Source organism: Lysobacter sp. TAF61 (assembly GCF_052113485.1).
Taxonomy (GTDB): Bacteria; Pseudomonadota; Gammaproteobacteria; order Xanthomonadales; family Xanthomonadaceae; genus Lysobacter_J.
The window spans coordinates 180,307-198,741 of sequence record NZ_JBFRDH010000003.1 but is presented as its reverse complement, the minus strand read 5'-3'; the positions used below and the strand labels follow the sequence as shown (position 1 = coordinate 198,741).

Sequence of the window (18,435 nt, the reverse complement as noted above, 5' to 3'; positions counted from 1 at the left end):
CAAACGGGAGAGGGGCTCGCATTGCCTGCCGGTCAGCTTGCGCCAGCCGGGGCCTCGGCCATCTTCTTCAGGGCGTCGTCGATGGTGAAGCTGCCCGGCCGCTGCGCCGGCGGGAAGTCCTTGAACGTTGCAGCGAACATCGCCGCAGCGGTCTGCGCCGCATAGATGAAGTACATGTTGTTGAGGCACCAGTCGTAGTACGTGTTCGACGTGATGTCCGCCCGTTCGTAGGGATCCATCCGCAAGTTGAAGATCTTGGGTAGTCGCAGGTGCGTGAACGGCTCGGCCCATATCTGCAGCGTGCCTCGACAGCGCTGCTCGATGAACACCAGTTTCCAGTTGTCGTAGCGGATGCCAAGCACGTCGCCGTCGTCGCTGAAGTAGAAGAAGAACTTGCGCGGCCCTTCCTTGCTCGCACCGGTCAGGTACGGCACGAAACTCACGCCATCGATATGGTTCTTGAACTTCTTGCCGTTGACGGTCGCACCCTTCTTCAACCGGTCCGTGGCGCTGGTATCGCCCGCCGCTTCCAGGAACGTCGGCAGCCAGTCGTGATGCTGGACGATCTCGTTGGACACCGAACCGGCCTTGATCTGGCCCGGCCAGCGCACCAGCAGCGGCACGCGGAACGCGCCTTCCCAGTTGGTGTTCTTCTCACTGCGGAACGGCGTCATGCCCGCATCCGGCCAGCTGTTCATGTGCGGACCGTTGTCGGACGAGTACATCACGATGGTGTCGTCGGTGATGCCCAGTTCGTCGAGCAGATCGAGCATCTGCCCCACGTTCTTGTCGTGGTCGATCATGGTGTCGTGGTAAGGCGACTGCCAGCGACCGGCCTGGCCCAGGCTTTCCTTCTTGGTATGCGTGAACAGGTGCATGTGGGTCGTGTTGAGCCAGACGAAGAACGGCTTGTCGGCCTTGTGCTGGCGCTTGATGAAGTCGGTGGCGGCCTCGACGAACTCGTCGTCGCAGGTCTCCATGCGCTTCTTGGTCAGCGGGCCGGTGTCCTTGATCTTCTGCTTGCCGACCTTGCCCCAGCGTTCCTGCACCGTCGGGTCGTCCTTGTCGGTGGCCCAGCAGTGCAGCACGCCGCGCGGACCGAACTTCTCGCGGAAGCGCGGGTCCTTCGGGTAGTTGGCCATCTCCGGCTCTTCCTCGGCATTGAGGTGGTAAAGGTTGCCGAAGAACTCGTCGAAGCCATGCACGGTGGGCAGGAACTTGTTGAGGTCGCCCAGGTGGTTCTTGCCGAACTGGCCGGTGGCATAGCCGCGGTCCTTGAGCAGGTCGGCGGTGGTCACCGTCTCCGGCTGCAGGCCCTGCGGAGCGGCAGGGATGCCGACCTTCGACAAACCGGTGCGATACACGCTCTGGCCGGTAATGAAGGACGAGCGGCCGGCGGTGCAGGACTGCTCGCCGTAGGAGTCGGTGAACAGCATGCCCTCGTTGGCGATGCGGTCGATGTTCGGGGTCTGGTAGCCCATCAGGCCACGCGTGTAGCAGCTCAGGTTGGCGATGCCGATGTCGTCGCCCCAGATCACCAGGATGTTGGGTGGCTTCTTGCCCCCGCCCTTTGCTGTCCCTGCCGGCTTCGCCGCAGTGTTCGCCGCAGTGTTCGCCGCAGTCTTCGCTGCAGGCTTCGCGGCTGCCTTGGTCGCGGGCTTCTTTGCTGTTGCCATTTCTGTTCCTCCTGGGGAAACGCGGTGGGGGCACTGCGGTATTGCGGCGCCCGCACGTGGGCGAGCGCAGGTTCTTCTGGTTGCGAGCGTGCTACCCGATCAGCCCAGCAACGGAAGGTTGAACGCCATGCTGGCCGCAGCCACCAGGCCAAGCAGCCATAACAGGCCCGCGGTGATCAGCGTCAAGGACACCGGATACTTGCTCTCGCCGTGGACCAGACCCTGCGTCATCATCCGCACGCGTTCGGCGCGCAGCTCGCGCATGTAGTTGATGTGATAGACGATGCCCAGTGTCAGCATCACCATGCCCAGCACGACCAGGGCGATGCCGAAGTTGCGCGGCTCGCGGCCACCGGCGGCGAGCATCTTCGACTCCTGCATCTTCTGGAACACCTGGAAGATGGTGAAGCCGAAGCTGATCAGCGACAGCGCGGTGCGGATGATCGACATCAGCGTGCGGTCGGCGCTCATCCGCGTGCGCTGGAACGACATGCCGGTGCGTCGCGAGGACAACTCGACGGACTTGTCGTCGCTGCTCACGAACGGCGGCTGCGGCGCCTTGATCGGCAGCGGCAGCTCGGGGCTGCGATCTTCGGGCAGGATCGGCATGGCTCAGGGCACCCCGGCCTTGCGTTTGAGCCACCAGTGCGCGATCCGGTCGGCCGGGCCGCGGAACAGGAAGTAAGGGACGAAACCCAGGATCAGCGCGACGTTCAGCGCTTCGAGCACGTGGAACGTGCCGAACACCTTGTACTGGTAGACCGTGTCCATCACCAGGCCCAGGATCAGGATGCGGGCCGTGGCGCGGAACCCTTCGTGCAGGGAGGCTTCGCGCCGGACCGGATCGTGCACGATGGTCCAGAAGTACGGATGCCGACCGATCTTCGCGTCCTTGAATCCGTCGCGGAACGCCAGCAGCAGCGCCATGCCGGGCTGCAGGAACAACCGGAATGTCATCGGCCCCTGCGTGCGCCCGATCAGGTCGGTGTAGAAGCGCACCACGTCGTTCAAGAACCCGTCCATCCCGCTCCCTGTGCGGCAACCAAGGACTGTTCGCGCATGCCGCGCGCAACAGGCAATCCGGGACGCCCGCCGAACATCCGGAGCGCAGTTGAATGCGGGTACGTCCACGGGAACAACGCGGTCGATGTTCGTGTTCGCGGAGTGAATGACCCGTGATGGCTGGCAGGCACTCGCGTGACTTGACCGGGTCTGGCGGTTCATCGCGGCACTGCACCAGGGACGTGCGCCGCCAAATCGATAGCCGATTGCTATCCGCGTGCCCACCGCATCACGTGCGTGTGGGCACTGCGTGGGGGCCTTCTGGCCCCCGTTGTCTTCAGCGCGTCAGTTCGGTCAGCAGCACGTGCCAATGATCGAGATCGCCATCCAGGGCCGACACCGGAACGCGCTCGTTCAAGCCATGCGCGAAGTCGTCGGACGGACGCATGTAGAGGCCCGACACACCGTAGGACGGGATGCCTTCGGCGCGGAAATGCAGGCTGTCGGTGGCGCCGGGCGACATCTGCGGCACGATCGGCAGGCCGGGCTGGCGGCGATCGACCGCCTTGCGCACCGCCTGCATCACGTCATCGCGCAGCGGCGAAGCCGGGCTCTGCGTCGGCTCGCCGATGATCTCCACCTTCGGCGGGTACTTCGCCGACGGATCGATCACCACGTCGGCAATCTGGCGGCGCACGTCCTCCACCGCGACGCCCGGGAAGATGCGGCAGTTCACCGTCGCGGTGGCCCGCTGCGGCAATGCGTTCTCGGCGTGGCCGCCCGAGAGCATCGTCGCCACGCAGGTCGTGCGGATCATGCCGACGTACTCCGGATCGGCGGCGAGCACCTTGATCGCGTCGGCGTCCTTGGGATTGTCGGCAAAGCGCAGCATCGCCTGGCCGAGCGGGCCGGCGGTCTGCTTGCCGGTGGCCTTGAAGAAGGCGGTCGTCAGCTCGTCGGCCTGCGCCGGGAACTGGTACGCAGCCAGCCTCTGCAGCGCCGAGGCAAGGTCATAGATGGCATTTTCCGCGTGCGGGCGGCTGCTGTGCCCACCCGGATTGGTCACCTCGATGGTGACCGTGGCATAGGTCTTTTCCGCTGCCTGCAGGTTGTAGGCCACTGGCTTGTCGCTCGCCGACAGCGTGCCGCCGCCAGCATCGCCATTGAGCAGCAACTCGGCATCGGGGAACTGCTTGCTCAGCGCGCGCGTGGTCGACATGGCGGATTCTTCATCGCCTGACAGGGCCAGGATGATGTCGCGCGAGGGCTTGAAGCCTTCGGCCTTCAACCGCAGCAACGTAGCCACGATCACCGAGACATCGAACTTGTTGTCGAGGACGCCGCGGCCGTAGAAGTAACCACCCTCGGTGACCATCTTGAACGGATCGCGGGTCCAGTCCGCCGGTTTGGCCTCGACCACGTCCATGTGCGCCGACAGCAGGATCGGGCGCTTGCCACCGGTGCCGCGATAACGCGCGACCAGGGCAGCGGTGTCGCCTTGCATCTGCACCTGCACGTCGTCGGCGGCAAAGCCACCGGCCTTCAGCTGCGTGGCCAGGTACTCGGCGTAGGCCGGCACCTGTCCCTGCCCCGCCACGGTGCGGAAGCCAACGCCCTTGCCGAGCAGCTCGACCGCCTTGTCGTGCGTCTTCGCATCGACCACGGGCTTGGCTGCAACGGCAGGAAGGGCAAGGCCGTACAGGCCGGAGAGCACGATCAGGGTGGTCGCAGCGCGTAGCTTCATCAGGCAGGTCTCGGCGGTCGGATTTGCCCGAGTGTAGACGCGCCGCCACCGCCGCAGCAAAGGCCGGAAGGCCCCTCCCATTACCGCTTCCGACCGGTCGCGGCGAACCGCTGCGCCACCTCCGGCTTGCCCAGGTCACGCAGCGCGTCCTTGCCCAGCCAGCGCTCACAGGCGACCTCGGATTGGGCCAGGCGGCCCGCCAGGGCGACTGACTTCGCGTGCAGGTCCGCGTTGCGGCGGCCGATCGAACGCAGCGCCCAACTTGCGCCCTTGATCACGAAATTGCGCTCGTCACCGGCCGTGCGCTCGATCAGGCCCAGGCCTTCGACGTAGGCGCTTTCGCCGGCAAGGCGGTCGTGCAGGGCCAGGCTTGCCATCAGCGCGAATGCCGCGCGCCGCTGCAGCTCGGCGCGCTTGCCCGACCATTGCACGACCTTGGGCCAGGCATGCGGCGAACGGTCGAACAGGACGAAGCAGACGGTGTCGACGATCGCCCAGTTGTCGAAATCCCTGCACCAGCGATCCATCTGCGCCGCGGTGACCTGCGCGGGATCGTCGACGTAGGCGGCCAGCGTGCGCGCCTCGTAGATGCCGGTATCCCATAGCGCCTGCGCCAGTTCGTGGTCGTGGCCGATCGCCTTGGCCACGGCCTGGATGTCCTTCATCGCCACGCCGATGGCGTGATCGCTGGGGATGGCGTAGCGCGCCATGCCGTCGCGGGTCGCCTTGCTGGCACGGCTGCGCAGCGCCTGCAGGGCGTCATCCAGCCGAGCCCGCAGCGGCGCCTGCATCGCGGACTACTTCGCCTTGAGCTGATGCAGGAGAAGCGAGTTGCCCTCGCTGTCCAGGCATACCGCCATCCGGCACACCGGGCTGTGGATCATGTCGCCCAGGAAGGTCACGCCGCGCGCCTTGAGGCTGGCGATGAGCTGGTCGAGATCCTCGACTTCCACGGCGATCGTTCCACCCGCCGAACTGCTGGGCTTGTCGGCAGTGAAGTTGGTCAGGGCGATGCAGCCCCCGCCCGGCAGATCGTATTCGACCCAGTACTGGTCCCCCTGGTTGCCGACCGATCCGGCGGTGAGGCCGAGCGCGTTCTCGTAGAAGTCCCGCGCACGCGCCACGTCGCTGACCGGGTACATGGTGAAAGCGACCTTCTTGAGCATTGCCTGATCTCCATGGCTGACATGAACGCCCGGTCATACGCCCCGGATCTGCCTGCGTCAATGACCTGGAACGGCATCACTTCGTGATGTCGATTTCACGGTTGCCCAATCGTTGTTACAGGAGACTGGCCTTCGATCTGTCGCTGCGGCGGCATGTCGAATGCCAGCTGCGACGAGTGCCATTCCCAAGCCAGACAGGAGTTCGATCATGACCCAGCGTTTCCAGCGAATCACCCCGTTCCTCTGGTTCGACTCGCAGGCCGAAGAGGCCGCCCATTACTACACGTCGATCTTTCCCGATTCAGGCATCGGACGGACCCTGCGTTACGACGAAGCCTCCTCGAAAGGTTCCGGTCGCCCGGTGGGCACCGTGTTGACCATCGAGTTCCAGCTCGACGGAACGCAGATGGTCGCGCTCAACGGCGGCCCGCACTTCAAGTTCAACGAAGCCGTGTCGCTGTTCGTCAATTGCAAGTCGCAGGACGAGGTCGATTACTTCTGGGGCAAGCTGACTGCCGGCGGCGACCCTGCCGCGCAGCAGTGCGGCTGGCTCAAGGACAAGTACGGCGTGTCCTGGCAGATCGTGCCGACGGAGATGATCGACCTGCTCAACGATCCGGACCCGGCCCGTTCCGGCAAGGCGATGGCGGCGATGATGGAGATGAAGAAGATCGACCTGAACGAAGTGCGCCGGGCGGCGAACTCCTAGCGCCGGGCCTGCCTCGCCGTCACGTAGCGCTTGCCGATCGCGGCGACGAACTCGTCGAGATCGGTGGTGCCGGTGTTGCTCAGGATCACCACCGTCAGGTCTTCGTCGAGGAAGCGGTACAGCTGGCTCTGCGCGCCCATGATCTGCCCGGGGCGCTTCACCACGCGGTAAGGCTTGCCGTCCACCTTGGTGGTGTACGACCACAGGCCGTAGCCGTAGTCATCCAGGCCGGGGGTGAACATCGTCGCCAGCGTGGCCGGCTTGAGCAGGCGACCGGAGAACAGCGCGTCGGAAAACTTGAGGACGTCGTCGGCGGTGGCGTACATCGCGCCGGCGGCGTACCAGTTCTCCGGATAGACCGGCAGGTCGTTGACCAGGCGACCGAGATCGTCGCGCATGAAGTAGGTGCTGGCCAGGCCTTCGACGATGTCGTGCTGGTAGAGCATGCCGCTGTCGGTCATGCCCAGTGGCTGCAGGATGCGCTCATTGAGCACCTCGTCGAAACGCTTGCCCTGCAGGCGTTCGACGATCTTGCCCAGGATCACGTAGTCGCCGTTGTTGTAGTCGAACACCTTGCCCGGCTCGTGCACCAGCGGCCCGCTGGCGAAGCGCGCCAGCAGCTGGTCGCTGCTCCAGGGATGCTGGTAGGCGGGAATGCCTTCGCTGATGGCCTGCTCGGCGCTGGTCACCTTGTCCATGTTGTCGATGCCGGAGGTGTGGTTGAGCAGTTGGTGCACGGTCACGCGCTGCGCGGCCGGCCCGGCGTAGTCCGGCAGGTAGGTGGCGATGGTGCGTTCGGGATCCAGCCGCCCCTGTTCGACCAGCTGCATCACCAGCGTGGCGGTGAACAGCTTGGTGATCGAGGCGATGCGGTATTTGGTCTGCCGTGTATCGGGCACGGCGAAAGCCCGGTTGGCCTCGCCGAAACTGCCCGAGTACACCACTTCGCCGCGCTGCTTCACCAGCACCGTGCCATTGAACTGGTGCTTGCTGGCGTAGTCGGCGATGAAGGCCTCAGGCGCCTGCGCCGTTGGCGGCTGTGCGGAGAGTGGCTGTGAGGATGGCGCCTGTGCGGACGGCGGCTGTGCCGCGGCGATCGACGACAACAACAGTGCCGGCAAAAGGGCACGCAGCATCAGGGACGGCTTCATCGCGGACTCCGTGGGCGGGCGGCAAACGGCCACCCATCGCCTGACAGGGAGACGGGCTGCGGGCCGGCGGTTGCACCGCCCCGCCATTTCCCGCGATCGGTCCCCGCTCAGCGCCGCGCCAGCGCCCGCCTCGCAAACAGCACGCACACCACGCCGAACACCATGTGCGCGATGACGCTCAGGGTGATCGTGTCCAGATGCGCCAGTGCCGGCGAGCGCCCCACCCGCGACAGCGGCATCACCACGAAGTTCATCACCACATACAGCACCACCCCGTACAGCGGCCCAAGCACGAACGGCCGGCGCAGCAGCCCCGGCGAACGCCGTGCGGCCAGGGTGTAGATCACCACGAAGGACGTGGCCATCAACACGTGCAGGCACGCACCCAGCAATGCCGCCTGGATGCCGCCGTCATAGCTGGCTTTGCCCAACACGCCCACTGCGATCGCCTGGAAAACCTTTTCGATCCCGGCTGCATCCCAGGAGAACCAGACTGAAGTGGCAAACGCGATGTCGCCGATGGCGACGATCAGGCCACCCAGGACCACCTGAAGCCATTCAACGGGGCGTTGCACATGCAAGGACATGCCGGACTCCTGCGGGAAGGGTTGGAAGCGCGCCGATCGTAGGCCCATTCCGTCCCGCCGTGGCCGCCTCCCGACATTCGGCACCATGACTTTCGACATAGACAATTCTGTCTAGACAATCCGGTCTACTTGATCTACGGTTTGATCAGCCCACCCATCGCGTCCGCCACATGACCCGCAAAGCGAGCAAACCGCCCAAGCCCACCGCTGCCGAGCTCGACCTGCTGCGCGCGATCTGGCGCCTGGGACCATCGACGGTGAAGGACGTGCACGCGCAGCGCGTGCAAGAGCGCCCGGAGCTGACCTACGCCACCGTGCTGCGGCTGATGCAGATCATGCACGGCAAGGGCCTGCTGACCCGCGACGAGAGCCAGCGCTCGCACGTCTACGCCGCCGCCCACGAACGCGATGCACTGCAGACCAACCTGCTCAAGGACCTCATCCAGAAAGTCTTCGCCGGCTCCGGCAAGGACCTGGTGCTGGCCGCCCTGAGCGACCACGTGACCGACAAGGAACGCGAGGAGATCAAGCGCTTCCTCAAGGAGAATCCCGATGCCTGATTCCTCCATCCTGGTCCCGCTGCTGGGCCGGGCACTGCTGCACTTCGTCTGGCAGGGCGCGCTGATCGGCCTGGTCGCGGCACTGGCACTGCAATTACTGCATGCCGCGCGTCCGCAGCTGCGCTATGCAGTGGCCTGTGCCGCCCTGCTCGCCTGCGTGCTGGTGCCGTCGTTGCATCTGGCACTGATGATCGCCGCGGCCAATCCGCTGGCCCCGCTCGCGATCACCACTGGTGCATCGCCGCAACTGCTAATTGCTTCGGCCACCTCGCTGCCCATCGAGTCCCTGTGGCCGGCCCGCGTCGATGCCGCCATGCCCTGGATCGTGGTGGTCTGGTCCGCCGGTGCCTGCACCCTGTCGTTGCGCATGGCAGTGGGCCTGGTCTGGATCCAGCGCCTGCGCTCGCTGCCGCAAAGCGCGGCGCATGCATCCTGGCAGGTCCGACTGGACGCGCTCGCCACGCGCTTTGGCATCCACGGCCAAGTCGTCCTGCGCCTGGTCGATGGCCTCGACTCGCCGGCGTCGGCAGGCTGGTTGCGCCCGGTGGTGCTGCTGCCGTCCGCGTTGCTGATGCGCATGCCGGTCGATCTGGTCGAGGCGCTGCTGGCGCACGAGCTTGCGCATGTCCGCCGCCACGACTACCTCGTCAACCTGCTGCAGGGCGTGGTCGAGGCGCTGCTGTTCTACCACCCGGTGACGTGGTGGCTGTCGCGCCGGATCCGCATCGAGCGCGAGCACATTGCCGACCAGCTCGCCGCGACGGTGACCGGCGAACCCCGTCGCCTCGCCCTGGCCCTGTCCGAACTGTCCGAACTGTCCGACCTCACCCGCGTTTCCCGCACACACCCGACCGTCCCACACCCGCACCTTGCCCAAGCCGCCCATGGAGGCCACCTGATGTCCCGCATCGAACAGCTTGTCCGCCCCGGCCACCGCGCCGCCAGCGGCCGCGTCGCCTTCCCCCTGATCGGCCTGGCTGCCGCCTGCCTGGCCTTCTATGCCCACGCCCAGATCAGCACCCCGGTCACGCCGGCCAAGGCCGCCACCGCCGTGCCGGGCACGCAGAAGAAGCCCGCGGAGAAGACATCCTCCACGGTCACCCGCGTGAATTCGGCGAACCTGCACACCGGCGCAACGCAGGAGGCCTATGCGCTGATCAGCCAGGATCGCGACGGCATCACCATGTCCGGGTCCACCGACGACCTGCCGCAGATCCGGTCCGCCAAGCGCAGCCTGCAGGGCGACTTTGTCTGGTTCCGCCGCGGCGGCAAGTCCTACGTGATCGTCGATGCGGCCACCGTCGCCAAGACCCGCGAAGCGTGGCGCGACAGCGACAAGATCGGCAAGCAGATGGAAGTGCTCGGCGACCAGATGGAAGTGCACGGCGACAAGATGAGCGCGCTCGGCACGCAGATGGAAAAGCTCAGCGAGCACAGCGGGCCCACCGCCGCGATGGACGCCGCCACCCGGCAGATGGAAACCCTGGCAAAACAGCAGACCGGCTTTGCCGCCAAGCAGGCGCAACTGGCCGCCGAGATGGTCGGCGCCAACGCGGCCGGGATGGACGAGCTCTCGCGCAAGATGGACGCTCTATCGCAACAGCAGGATGCATTGGGCCGGCAGATGGACGCGCAGTCCCGGATCATGGACGCGCAGTCCCGCCGCATGGACGCGCAGTCCGCCCCGATGGAGGCCCTGGGCCGGCAGATGGAAGAAGCCGGCAAGCCGATGGAGGCGCTGGGCGCGCAGATGGATGTGCTTGGCGCACAGCATGAAAAGGTCGTCGCCAAGGCCGAGGCCGAGACGCGCAAGCTGATCGACGATGCCATCGCCAGGGGACTGGCCCTTCCGGCGCCGACGTACAGCGCGCAGTAACGCACCAGGTGGCGGGTGCCTGGCGCACCCGCCCACCTGATGTCGCAGGACATAACGATTTGGCATGAGCACCGCGGCCGTCAGCGCCGCGGTGCACTGTCCCCTCCCTGCCCTTGGCTACGTTGAATAGCTACAGCAGACCCGGGGGCAGGCAACCGCCTCGTGCCCGCGTCACACGCACAAGGGGCCCCGAATTGATCTTCGACTACCGAAAGGCCACGTCGCCCGCCGACGTTGAAGCGGACATCTGCATCATTGGCGCCGGTGCCGCCGGACTCGCCATTGCCTGGTCTTTCCTGGGCTCACAAGTAAACGTGTGCGTGGTTGAAGGCGGCGGCCTCGATGCCGACATGCGCAACCAGGCGCTGTTCGAAGGCTCCTCGGTCGGCGTCCCCGAATTCGACCCTGGCGCCTCGCGCCTGCGCGCCTTTGGCGGCACCTGCAACCTGTGGGGCCGCGGCTGCATTCCGCTGGCCAACCTGGCCGCGCGCGACTGGGTGCCGCACAGCGGTTGGCCGATCGGCTTCGCCGACCTTGAACCGCACTACGTCCGCGCCCGCACTTTCTGCGGCCTGGAGTCGCATGACTTCAACGAGGACAGCTTCCTGACGCCCTCGTCGCGCAAGACCCTGCCCTTCGACGGCGACTCGCTGGTGCACAAGACCTTCGCCAGCAGCCCGATGATCTTCGGCCAGGCCTATCGGACCGAGTTCGACCGCGCCGCCAACATCACCGTCCTGCTGCACGCCAACCTGCTCGAACTCGAAGCGCTGCCGTCGGGCGCGGCGGTACGCCAGGCCCGCATCGGTACGCTCGACGGCCATCGCGGCGTGATCCGCGCGCGCCACTTCGTGCTGGCCTGCGGCGGCATCGAGAACGCGCGCCTGCTGCTGTCGTCCAACTCGGTCCGGCCCAATGGGCTGGGCAACGACCACGACCTGGTCGGCCGCTATTTCATGGATCACCCCAGCGGCAAGCTGGGCGCGCTCTACACCGCCGATCCGGAAGCGGTGATCCGCCCCTACGACCGCAACGTGCCCAAGGGCAAGCCGCAGGCGCATCCCGAGATCTGCCTGTCCGACGAAGCCCAGCGCGAGCACCGCATTCTCAGCGGCCGGGTCCGGCCGTTCGCTTTCCAGGAACCGGTGCCCGAAGGTCTGCAGGCGCTGCGCGACCTGCGCGCGATCATGCGCGCGCGCCGCAATCACGATAACTGGGAGATCAAGGCGCGCGTGTGCGGCCGCAAGAACGGCGAGCCGGACTACATCGCCAACGCGCGTCCGTCCGAGGACGACATCGCATCGTTGACCCTGCGCGCCGGCCTGGGTGCGGCCGACATCGCCAAGGCCTTCGGTCGCAAGCTCACCCGCAAGCCGACGGTGAAGACCGAGCGCGTGGACCTGGTCGGCTACTTCGAGCAGGTGCCCAACCACGACAGCCGCATCACCCTGGGCGAGGAGCGCGACGCCCTGGGCCTGCGCAAGGTCAGCGTCGACTGGCGCCTGACCGAACTGGACCGCCACACCTACCGCACGGCCGCCAAGCTGTTCGGTGCCGAGATGGCGCGGGTGAGCAAGGGCGAGTTCCGCCCCGAACCGTGGCTGGAGGAGGAAAACGGCGTGCCGCAGGTATTTGGCACGTCCCACCACATGGGCACCACGCGCATGGCCGATGCGCCGGAACTGGGCGTGGTCGACCGCAACTGCCAGGTACACGGCATCGGCAACCTGCACATCGCCGGCAGCTCGGTGTTCCCGACCGGCAGCTGGGCGTTCCCCACGTTCACCATCATCGCCCTGAGCCTGCGCCTGGCCGAGCAGCTGCGCATGCGCCTGGAGCAGGCCGCGCCCTTTCTAGGCTGAGCCTTCCGGCCCTTGTCCGCTTTCCGGCGCCGGTGATAGCGTCGCGACCGTGCGTCGCTGACGCCCGGAAGGACCCAGGCAGATGGAACCGTTCGGCAACTCCCTCACGCTCACGCAGGTTCACGATTCCGACCTCGTCGCCACGGCGCGGATGCTGTATCGCGAGTACGCGGACGCGATCGGGACAGATCTCGAGTATCAGGGTTTCACATCAGAGCTCGCGGCCCTGCCATCGCCGTACGTGCCGCCTCTCGGCGCGCTGCTGCTGGCGCAGGTCGGCGACGTCATCGCCGGTTGCGTCGCACTGCGACCGCTGGACGCATCGACCGGCGAGATGAAGCGCCTCTACGTCCGTCCCGCATACCAGGGCATTGGACTCGGTAGGCGCCTGGTCGAAGCGGTGATCGAAACCGCGCGCCAGGCCGGCTATCGCGAACTGCGCCTGGACACGCTGGCGAGCATGGAATCGGCGCAGGCGCTGTACCGCCGCCTCGGTTTCGTCGAGACCCCGCCGTACAACAACACGCACGTAGCCGGCACACGCTTCTATTCGCTCGATCTCCTCGCTCGATCTCATGAACACGCCGCTGCGACAGGATTGACCGGCCGGGACTGACCGGCTGCTCACGCCGCCCTACGCCACGGCCGCCAGAATCGATCCCCACCCCCGCGGAGATGCCGATTCGATGACGGACGTTTCGATAACGCAGGTTTCCATGCCACAAGTGGATGATCCGTTCCTGCAGGCGCTCAAGGGCTACAGCGCGGCCGTCCGCGCCAAGGACGGCGACGCATTCCTGCAGCTGTACGACACGCAATTGCATGCCTTCGACCTGTGGGGGCCGTGGTCGCAGAACGGACTCGACGGTTGGCGCCGGATGGTGACGGGGTGGTTCTCGTCGATCGGCGAGGAAACGGTCGTCGTCACCTTCGACCAGGCGGACTCGTACCGGGTCGACGACCTCGCCATCGGCCACGCACTGCTCACCTACACCGCCACCGCCAGCGACGGCAGCGTGCTGCGCTCGCTCAGCAACCGCATCACGATGGCGCTGCGCAAGCGCGGCAACGGCTGGAAGATCGTCCACGAGCACACCTCCGCGCCGGTGGACCATGGCACCCTCAAGGCCGTCCTGAAGCGGACGGAATGACACCACGCAGCATTTACCCGGGAGATACCCATGAGCAATCCCGTTGGCTGGTTCGAAATCTACGTGCAGGACATGGCGCGCGCGCGGGCGTTCTACGAAGCCGTGCTGGCGCGGAAACTGGAGAAGCTGGAAAGTCCCGGCATCGAGATGTGGGCCTTCCCGATGCAGCCCGACCAGCCCGGCGCCGCCGGCTCGCTCGTCTACATGGAAGGCTTCCCCTCCGGTGGCAACAGCACCCTGGTCTACTTCATCAGTGACGACTGCGCGGTCGAAGCCGCGCGCGTGGCCGGCAACGGCGGCACGGTCTTCAAGGAGAAGTTCTCGATCGGCGAGTACGGCTTCATCGCCCTGGCCATCGACACCGAAGGCAACATGTTCGGCCTGCATTCGATGAAGTGAGGCGCGCGCCCGCGAGGCGGGCTGCGCGCGAGCGGCTCAGCGCAGCTGGCTGTCCTTGCTGCCGCGGCGGTTGTAGCCGCTGTGACCCGACTGCTCCTCGTCGTGCGCCTGCTGGCAGTCGACGCACAAACGCACGCCCGGCACCGCCTTGCGCCGCGCTTCCGGAATCTGCTTGCCGCACTCCTCGCAATGCTCCAGGCCAGGCCCCTGCGGGAGCTGGCTGCGGGCGCGCTGGATGGCGTCCTTGATGGTGGCGTCGATCTGGTCCTGGACCGCGCCGTCACCTGCCCAACCGGTGGCCATGGGGGTCGTCTCCTGTGGATCGGGGTGCTGGAGCATAGCGCCGGGGGGCTGAACCAATGTGCACAACCCGGCATGACGTTATGCACTCACGCCACCCCGCCCGCCCGGGACTAAACTCCAGCCAGCCCATCCTGCGCCGCTGGCGCGAAGGGTCTGGCCATGTTCAGTTGGGTACTCGCCGCGACGCTGGCGCTTGCCGCGCCCGAACCGGCAGCCACGGCAGCCACCGTTGCCGACGTCACGCCGCCGGCACAGATCATGGCGCTGCCTGCGGAACTGCGGACGCGCTTCCACGCCGAGGTGCTGGACGGACACACCTCGCAGCAGGCGCGGCTGGAACGCACCATCGACTTCATGTTCGGCGCTGAAGGCCTGGGCATGACCTACAAGGAAACGGCGACCACCACCGTCGCCCAGGCCTACGCCACGCGCGAAGCGAACTGCCTGACCTTCACCCTGCTCTTCCTCGCGCTCGCCCGCGAAGGCGGCATCGACGCCAGGCCGCAGGAAATCGAACAGACCCTGGCCTGGCACCAGGAGGACGGCACGCTCTATCGCAGCAACCACGTCAACGCGATCGCGCGCGCCTCCGGGAAGCAGTACAGCGTCGACGTCGCCCGCGATGCGGTCATGTCGCGCAATCCGCCCGTGCCCATCTCCGAGGCGCGCCTGCTGGCGCACTACTACAACAACCTCGGTATCGCCGCGCTGGAACGCCTGGACCTGGACGTCGCCCGGCGCGACCTGGAACAGGCCATCGCGCTCGATCCGGGCTATGCCAATCACTGGAGCAATGCCGGCGTGGTGGCGGTGCGTTCCGGCGATGCAGACACGGCCGAACGTGACTACAGGAAGGCGCTCTCGCTGGACCCCGACAACACCAATGCCCTGTTCAACATGGCCGGGCTGGCGAACCGGCGCGGCGATGCCAAGCTGGAAGCCGAGTACCGTCGCCGCCTGGCGCGCCTGCAGCAGCAGGACCCGTTCCATCACTTCCTGTTGGCGGTGAACCACGAGCGCGCCGGCGAGTACGCGCTGGCCATCCAGCACTACCGGCGGGCGATCCAGCTGTACGGCGACGAGCATCGCTTCTACGGCGCCCTGGCGCGCACCTACCTGCGCGTGGGCGACACCCGTCGTGCCGCCAGGGCCCTGGCCCGTGCCCAGGCCCTCAGTGATGGCGATACGCGCGCCGCCTACCGCGCCCGCCTCGACAGCCTGTCGGGTGCGACCCGCGAAACCCACTGATGCAGCGGCACCCCGTCGCCCGTCCCGTTTTGCGCTTCGATTGCGTTTGAGAGGTAACGGATGGGGAAAGTACGGGACGCATCATGAACTGGGTCACCAGGAAGTTACGCCGCATCGCCGTCGAATCGGCGGAACTGCCCGTGCTGCGGCTCATCGGCAAACCGCTGTACTGGCGCACCTTCAGCAAGCCCTGCATCGAAGGCAACTCGTACTTCGGCGCATTCCAAACGCGCGAACAGGCACTGGCCGCCGCGCCGTCGCTGCCCACCAGCTACGACCAGCCGGCCACCGGCAACCTCTATCTGGACCGGCACGAGCGCATCCGCGTCAGCGACTATCCGGTCGTGCATTGGCTGACGCGCCTGCTTGCGCAGGGCCGCCACCGCATCTTCGACCTGGGTGGCCACATCGGCGTGAGCTATTACGGTTTCCGAAGGTTCCTGACCTACCCGCAATCGATGGAGTGGCGGGTCCACGACGTGCCCGCCGTGGTCGATGCCGGCCGCGCCTGGGCGCAGGAGAATGACCCGGACCGAATGCTCGACTTCGCCGACACCCCCGATGCCGCCAGCGGCCACGATGTGCTGATCAGCAGCGGCGCGCTGCAGTACCTCGAATACACGCTGCCGGAACTGCTGGCGCGCCTGGACGAACCGCCGCCGCACGTACTGGTCAACATGACGCCGATGCACCCCCAGCGGGGCTTCATCACCCTGCAGAACATCGGCGAGGCGGTGCTGCCCTACCGGGTCGAGGCCAAGCCGGAGTTCATCGCCTCAATGGAGCAGCTTGGCTACCAGCTCGAGGACCAGTGGAGCTCCTGGGAGCGGAACCTGACCGTCCCGTTCGAGCCCGGCTGCACGCTCAACTACTACTCGGGGTTCTATTTCCGGCGCGCTTAGCGCATGTCGATCCGCGCCCCCCTGATTCGTCGCATCATCAATACCCCAGCCTGGAGTTTGATCGATGCCCCTGCAGCTGTTCGCCCACCCTTTCTCCTCGTACTGCCAGAAAGCCCTCACCGCGCTGTACGAGAACGACACCCCGTTCGAATTCCGACTGCTCGACGACCCCGACGGTCCGGCCATGCGCGAACTCACCGCGATGTGGCCGATGCGCCGCTTCCCGGTGCTGGTCGACGATGGCCAGTCGGTCATCGAGGCCAGCTGCATCATCGAGCACCTGGCCTTGTACCATCCCGGCCCGGTCGAGCTGATCCCGCGTGATCCGCGCGCCGCGCTCGAAGTGCGCCTGATGGACCGGTTCTTCGACAACTACGTCTCCACGCCCCAGCAGAAGGTGGTGTTCGACGCGATTCGCCCGCCCCAGGACCGCGATCCCTATGGCGTGACCGAAGCGCGCGCCATGCTCGAAACTGCCTACGCCTGGCTGGAGAAGAAGCTGCAGGGCCGGCAATGGGCCGCCGGCGACGACTTCAGCCTGGCCGACTGTGGCGCGGCGCCGTTCCTGTTCTACGCCGACTGGACCCATGCCATCGGCGATGCCTTCCCCACCGTCCACGCTTATCGGCGCCGCCTGCTGGCACGGCCGTCGTTCGCGCGCGCCGTCGACGAGGCACGGCCCTATCGCTCCTACTTCCCGCTGGGCGCACCGGATCGGGATTGAGTGGCCCATGGACAGTGCTGGCGGCATCGACAGCCAGCTGGGATGATCGCCGATTCGCGGATGCTGGAATCCGCCGGGGATCGACATGGTTGCCATCGCAACAGCAGTTGCCATCGTGCTGGTGGCCGGTCCGGCCGTACTGGCTGCGGCCGGCCTGTCCGGCAAGTCGCACCAGACCTCAGCCGCAACGAAACCGGCGACGAAACCGGATTGGGACGTGGCGCTGACGATCAACTCGGCACTGCTCTACACCATCGCCTTCAACCTGACGTTCTTCATCCAGGAACTTTTCCTGGTGCTGCCCAAGGCGATGACACCTGGCCTGCATCCGACGCTGTTCCACAACAACCACAGCTGGAATGGCGACAATCCGCTCGCCGCCCTGTTCCAGGGGACCGGCGCGGTGGCCACCGTTCTCACCGCACTGGCCTGCGCGGCATTGCTGCGCAAGACAAGCTCGACGCCACTGCGCCTGTTCCTGATCTGGATGGCCTATTGCGGGCTGTTCATGGCCTTGCCGCAGGTCGTGATCGGCGCATTGAGTTCCGGCAGCGACGTCGGCATGGCAATGGATTACCTGCAGCTTGGCGCGACGACGAAGACCATTGCCGCGCTGCTGGCCCTGGCCGTGATGCCACTGGCCGCAACCTGGCTCGCACGCCCGCTGCTTGCCCTGGCCGACAATCCGGCCCGGATCGCGACGCCCGGCACCCGCACGCGCTTCATGTTCCAGGTGGCGACGCTGCCGGTGATCCTCGGAACATTGCTGGTGATCCCGTTCCGCGTGCCGCGCGAAGCAATCGAAGTGGTGCTGCTGCCGGTACTGGTGGGACTGATCGGAATCGTGTGGATGCAGACCGGCGCATGGCGCCTGCGCGTACCGGCGGCACGCGGCACGGGTGCGGCGTCGAACCTCAAGCTGCTGCTCGCCGTGGTCGCGCTGCTGCTGGTGTTCCAGCTGCTGCTGCGACCCGGCATCGCATTCTGAGGCCGGCGCTTGCTCAGGCCGGAGGCACGGTGCGCTCCTCGCGCACCACGACCGTTCCATCCGGCCGCACATCGCGATAGACCACGCTCTCGGCCACTCGCGGCGCTTGCCGGTACTGCGCCAGCAGGTCGACGTTCTGCTGCTCGATCACTTCCAGGCTGCGCGCGATGCGGCGCAGCAGTCCCTTGATGCCGAATACCGCGAATGGCACCAGGATCCACAGCACCGACAGGATCAGGGCGAAGATGAACATGCAGATCCACAGGAAGCTGTTGGCCGTATAGGCGGCATTGGCAACGGCACTGGGTTCCATGGCGGCTCCAGAATCTGAACGAGTCACCAGTCTTCAAAAGCCGCGTGATCCCGGTGTGCACACCTGAACGAACG

21 protein-coding genes are annotated in these 18,435 nt (G+C 66.4%); 11 read left to right on the top strand and 10 right to left on the bottom strand.

Annotated features, from left to right (window positions below; all coding sequences use genetic code 11):
• Positions 1–32: 32 nt before the first annotated feature.
• From AB4Y64_RS08530 to AB4Y64_RS08505, 6 genes are all read right to left on the bottom strand, one after another.
• A complete protein-coding gene (locus AB4Y64_RS08530; RefSeq protein WP_441816024.1) occupies positions 33–1,676 on the bottom strand; it encodes an arylsulfatase in 1,644 nt (547 codons plus the stop codon).
• Positions 1,677–1,775: 99 nt separating this feature from the next.
• A complete protein-coding gene (locus tag AB4Y64_RS08525) occupies positions 1,776–2,285 on the bottom strand; it encodes a YidH family protein (protein ID WP_441816023.1) in 510 nt (169 codons plus the stop codon).
• 3 nt (positions 2,286–2,288) lie between these two features.
• Positions 2,289–2,699 (bottom strand): hypothetical protein, encoded by a 411-nt coding sequence (locus AB4Y64_RS08520; RefSeq protein ID WP_441816022.1) that lies wholly within the window; start codon positions 2,697–2,699, stop codon positions 2,289–2,291.
• A gap of 316 nt (positions 2,700–3,015) precedes the next feature.
• Complete coding sequence (locus tag AB4Y64_RS08515; RefSeq protein ID WP_441816021.1) at positions 3,016–4,422, bottom strand: M20/M25/M40 family metallo-hydrolase; 1,407 nt, start codon at positions 4,420–4,422, stop codon at positions 3,016–3,018.
• Between the two features lie 80 nt (positions 4,423–4,502).
• A complete protein-coding gene (locus AB4Y64_RS08510; protein ID WP_441816020.1) occupies positions 4,503–5,213 on the bottom strand; it encodes a DNA alkylation repair protein in 711 nt (236 codons plus the stop codon).
• Positions 5,214–5,219: 6 nt separating this feature from the next.
• A complete protein-coding gene (locus tag AB4Y64_RS08505; RefSeq protein WP_441816019.1) occupies positions 5,220–5,588 on the bottom strand; it encodes a VOC family protein in 369 nt (122 codons plus the stop codon).
• A gap of 208 nt (positions 5,589–5,796) precedes the next feature.
• On the opposite strand from AB4Y64_RS08505, the gene AB4Y64_RS08500 reads away from it, so the two are divergent.
• Complete coding sequence (locus AB4Y64_RS08500) at positions 5,797–6,297, top strand: VOC family protein (protein WP_441816018.1); 501 nt, start codon at positions 5,797–5,799, stop codon at positions 6,295–6,297.
• Here the strand turns inward: AB4Y64_RS08500 and AB4Y64_RS08495 are convergent.
• Complete coding sequence (locus tag AB4Y64_RS08495) at positions 6,294–7,448, bottom strand: serine hydrolase domain-containing protein (RefSeq protein WP_441816017.1); 1,155 nt, start codon at positions 7,446–7,448, stop codon at positions 6,294–6,296. The two genes, AB4Y64_RS08500 and AB4Y64_RS08495, sit on opposite strands and share 4 nt — an antisense overlap.
• 107 nt (positions 7,449–7,555) lie before the next feature.
• A complete protein-coding gene (locus tag AB4Y64_RS08490) occupies positions 7,556–8,035 on the bottom strand; it encodes a hypothetical protein (RefSeq protein WP_441816016.1) in 480 nt (159 codons plus the stop codon).
• Between the two features lie 170 nt (positions 8,036–8,205).
• Here AB4Y64_RS08490 and AB4Y64_RS08485 point away from each other — a divergent pair, with 170 nt between their 5' ends.
• The 6 genes from AB4Y64_RS08485 to AB4Y64_RS08460 all read left to right on the top strand — a co-directional run bounded on the left by AB4Y64_RS08485 (position 8,206) and on the right by AB4Y64_RS08460 (position 13,883).
• Complete coding sequence (locus AB4Y64_RS08485; protein ID WP_441816015.1) at positions 8,206–8,595, top strand: BlaI/MecI/CopY family transcriptional regulator; 390 nt, start codon at positions 8,206–8,208, stop codon at positions 8,593–8,595.
• Positions 8,588–10,471 (top strand): M56 family metallopeptidase, encoded by a 1,884-nt coding sequence (locus AB4Y64_RS08480; protein ID WP_441816014.1) that lies wholly within the window; start codon positions 8,588–8,590, stop codon positions 10,469–10,471. Before AB4Y64_RS08485 ends, AB4Y64_RS08480 begins: the two co-directional genes overlap by 8 nt.
• 194 nt (positions 10,472–10,665) lie before the next feature.
• Positions 10,666–12,333, top strand: a complete 1,668-nt coding sequence (locus AB4Y64_RS08475) for a GMC family oxidoreductase (RefSeq protein ID WP_441816013.1) — start codon at positions 10,666–10,668, stop codon at positions 12,331–12,333.
• Between the two features lie 82 nt (positions 12,334–12,415).
• The gene (locus AB4Y64_RS08470; protein WP_441816012.1) at positions 12,416–12,949 is read left to right on the top strand and encodes a GNAT family N-acetyltransferase; all 534 of its coding nucleotides are present in this window, start codon (positions 12,416–12,418) and stop codon (positions 12,947–12,949) included.
• Positions 12,950–13,049: 100 nt separating this feature from the next.
• Positions 13,050–13,484 (top strand): YybH family protein, encoded by a 435-nt coding sequence (locus AB4Y64_RS08465; protein ID WP_441816011.1) that lies wholly within the window; start codon positions 13,050–13,052, stop codon positions 13,482–13,484.
• Between the two features lie 30 nt (positions 13,485–13,514).
• Entirely contained in the window at positions 13,515–13,883 is a 369-nt protein-coding gene (locus AB4Y64_RS08460; RefSeq protein WP_441816010.1) for a VOC family protein, read from the top strand.
• A 36-nt stretch (positions 13,884–13,919) separates the two neighbouring features.
• On the opposite strand, the gene AB4Y64_RS08455 is transcribed toward AB4Y64_RS08460, so the two are convergent.
• Entirely contained in the window at positions 13,920–14,186 is a 267-nt protein-coding gene (locus AB4Y64_RS08455) for a DksA/TraR family C4-type zinc finger protein (protein ID WP_441816009.1), read from the bottom strand.
• Positions 14,187–14,345: 159 nt separating this feature from the next.
• On the opposite strand from AB4Y64_RS08455, the gene AB4Y64_RS08450 reads away from it, so the two are divergent.
• The 4 genes from AB4Y64_RS08450 to AB4Y64_RS08435 all read left to right on the top strand — a co-directional run bounded on the left by AB4Y64_RS08450 (position 14,346) and on the right by AB4Y64_RS08435 (position 18,048).
• Entirely contained in the window at positions 14,346–15,434 is a 1,089-nt protein-coding gene (locus tag AB4Y64_RS08450) for a tetratricopeptide repeat protein (RefSeq protein ID WP_441816008.1), read from the top strand.
• Between the two features lie 83 nt (positions 15,435–15,517).
• A complete protein-coding gene (locus tag AB4Y64_RS08445; protein ID WP_441816007.1) occupies positions 15,518–16,336 on the top strand; it encodes a TIGR04325 family methyltransferase in 819 nt (272 codons plus the stop codon).
• Between the two features lie 64 nt (positions 16,337–16,400).
• Positions 16,401–17,060, top strand: coding sequence for a glutathione S-transferase family protein (locus tag AB4Y64_RS08440; RefSeq protein ID WP_441816006.1), 660 nt, complete (start codon positions 16,401–16,403; stop codon positions 17,058–17,060).
• An 85-nt stretch (positions 17,061–17,145) separates the two neighbouring features.
• Positions 17,146–18,048, top strand: coding sequence for a hypothetical protein (locus tag AB4Y64_RS08435; protein ID WP_441816005.1), 903 nt, complete (start codon positions 17,146–17,148; stop codon positions 18,046–18,048).
• 13 nt (positions 18,049–18,061) lie between these two features.
• Here the strand turns inward: AB4Y64_RS08435 and AB4Y64_RS08430 are convergent, their stop codons facing one another.
• Positions 18,062–18,361 carry a hypothetical protein gene (locus tag AB4Y64_RS08430; RefSeq protein WP_441816004.1) on the bottom strand — a complete coding sequence of 100 codons (300 nt, stop codon included), beginning with the start codon at positions 18,359–18,361 and terminating at the stop codon, positions 18,062–18,064.
• Positions 18,362–18,435: the final 74 nt, after the last annotated feature.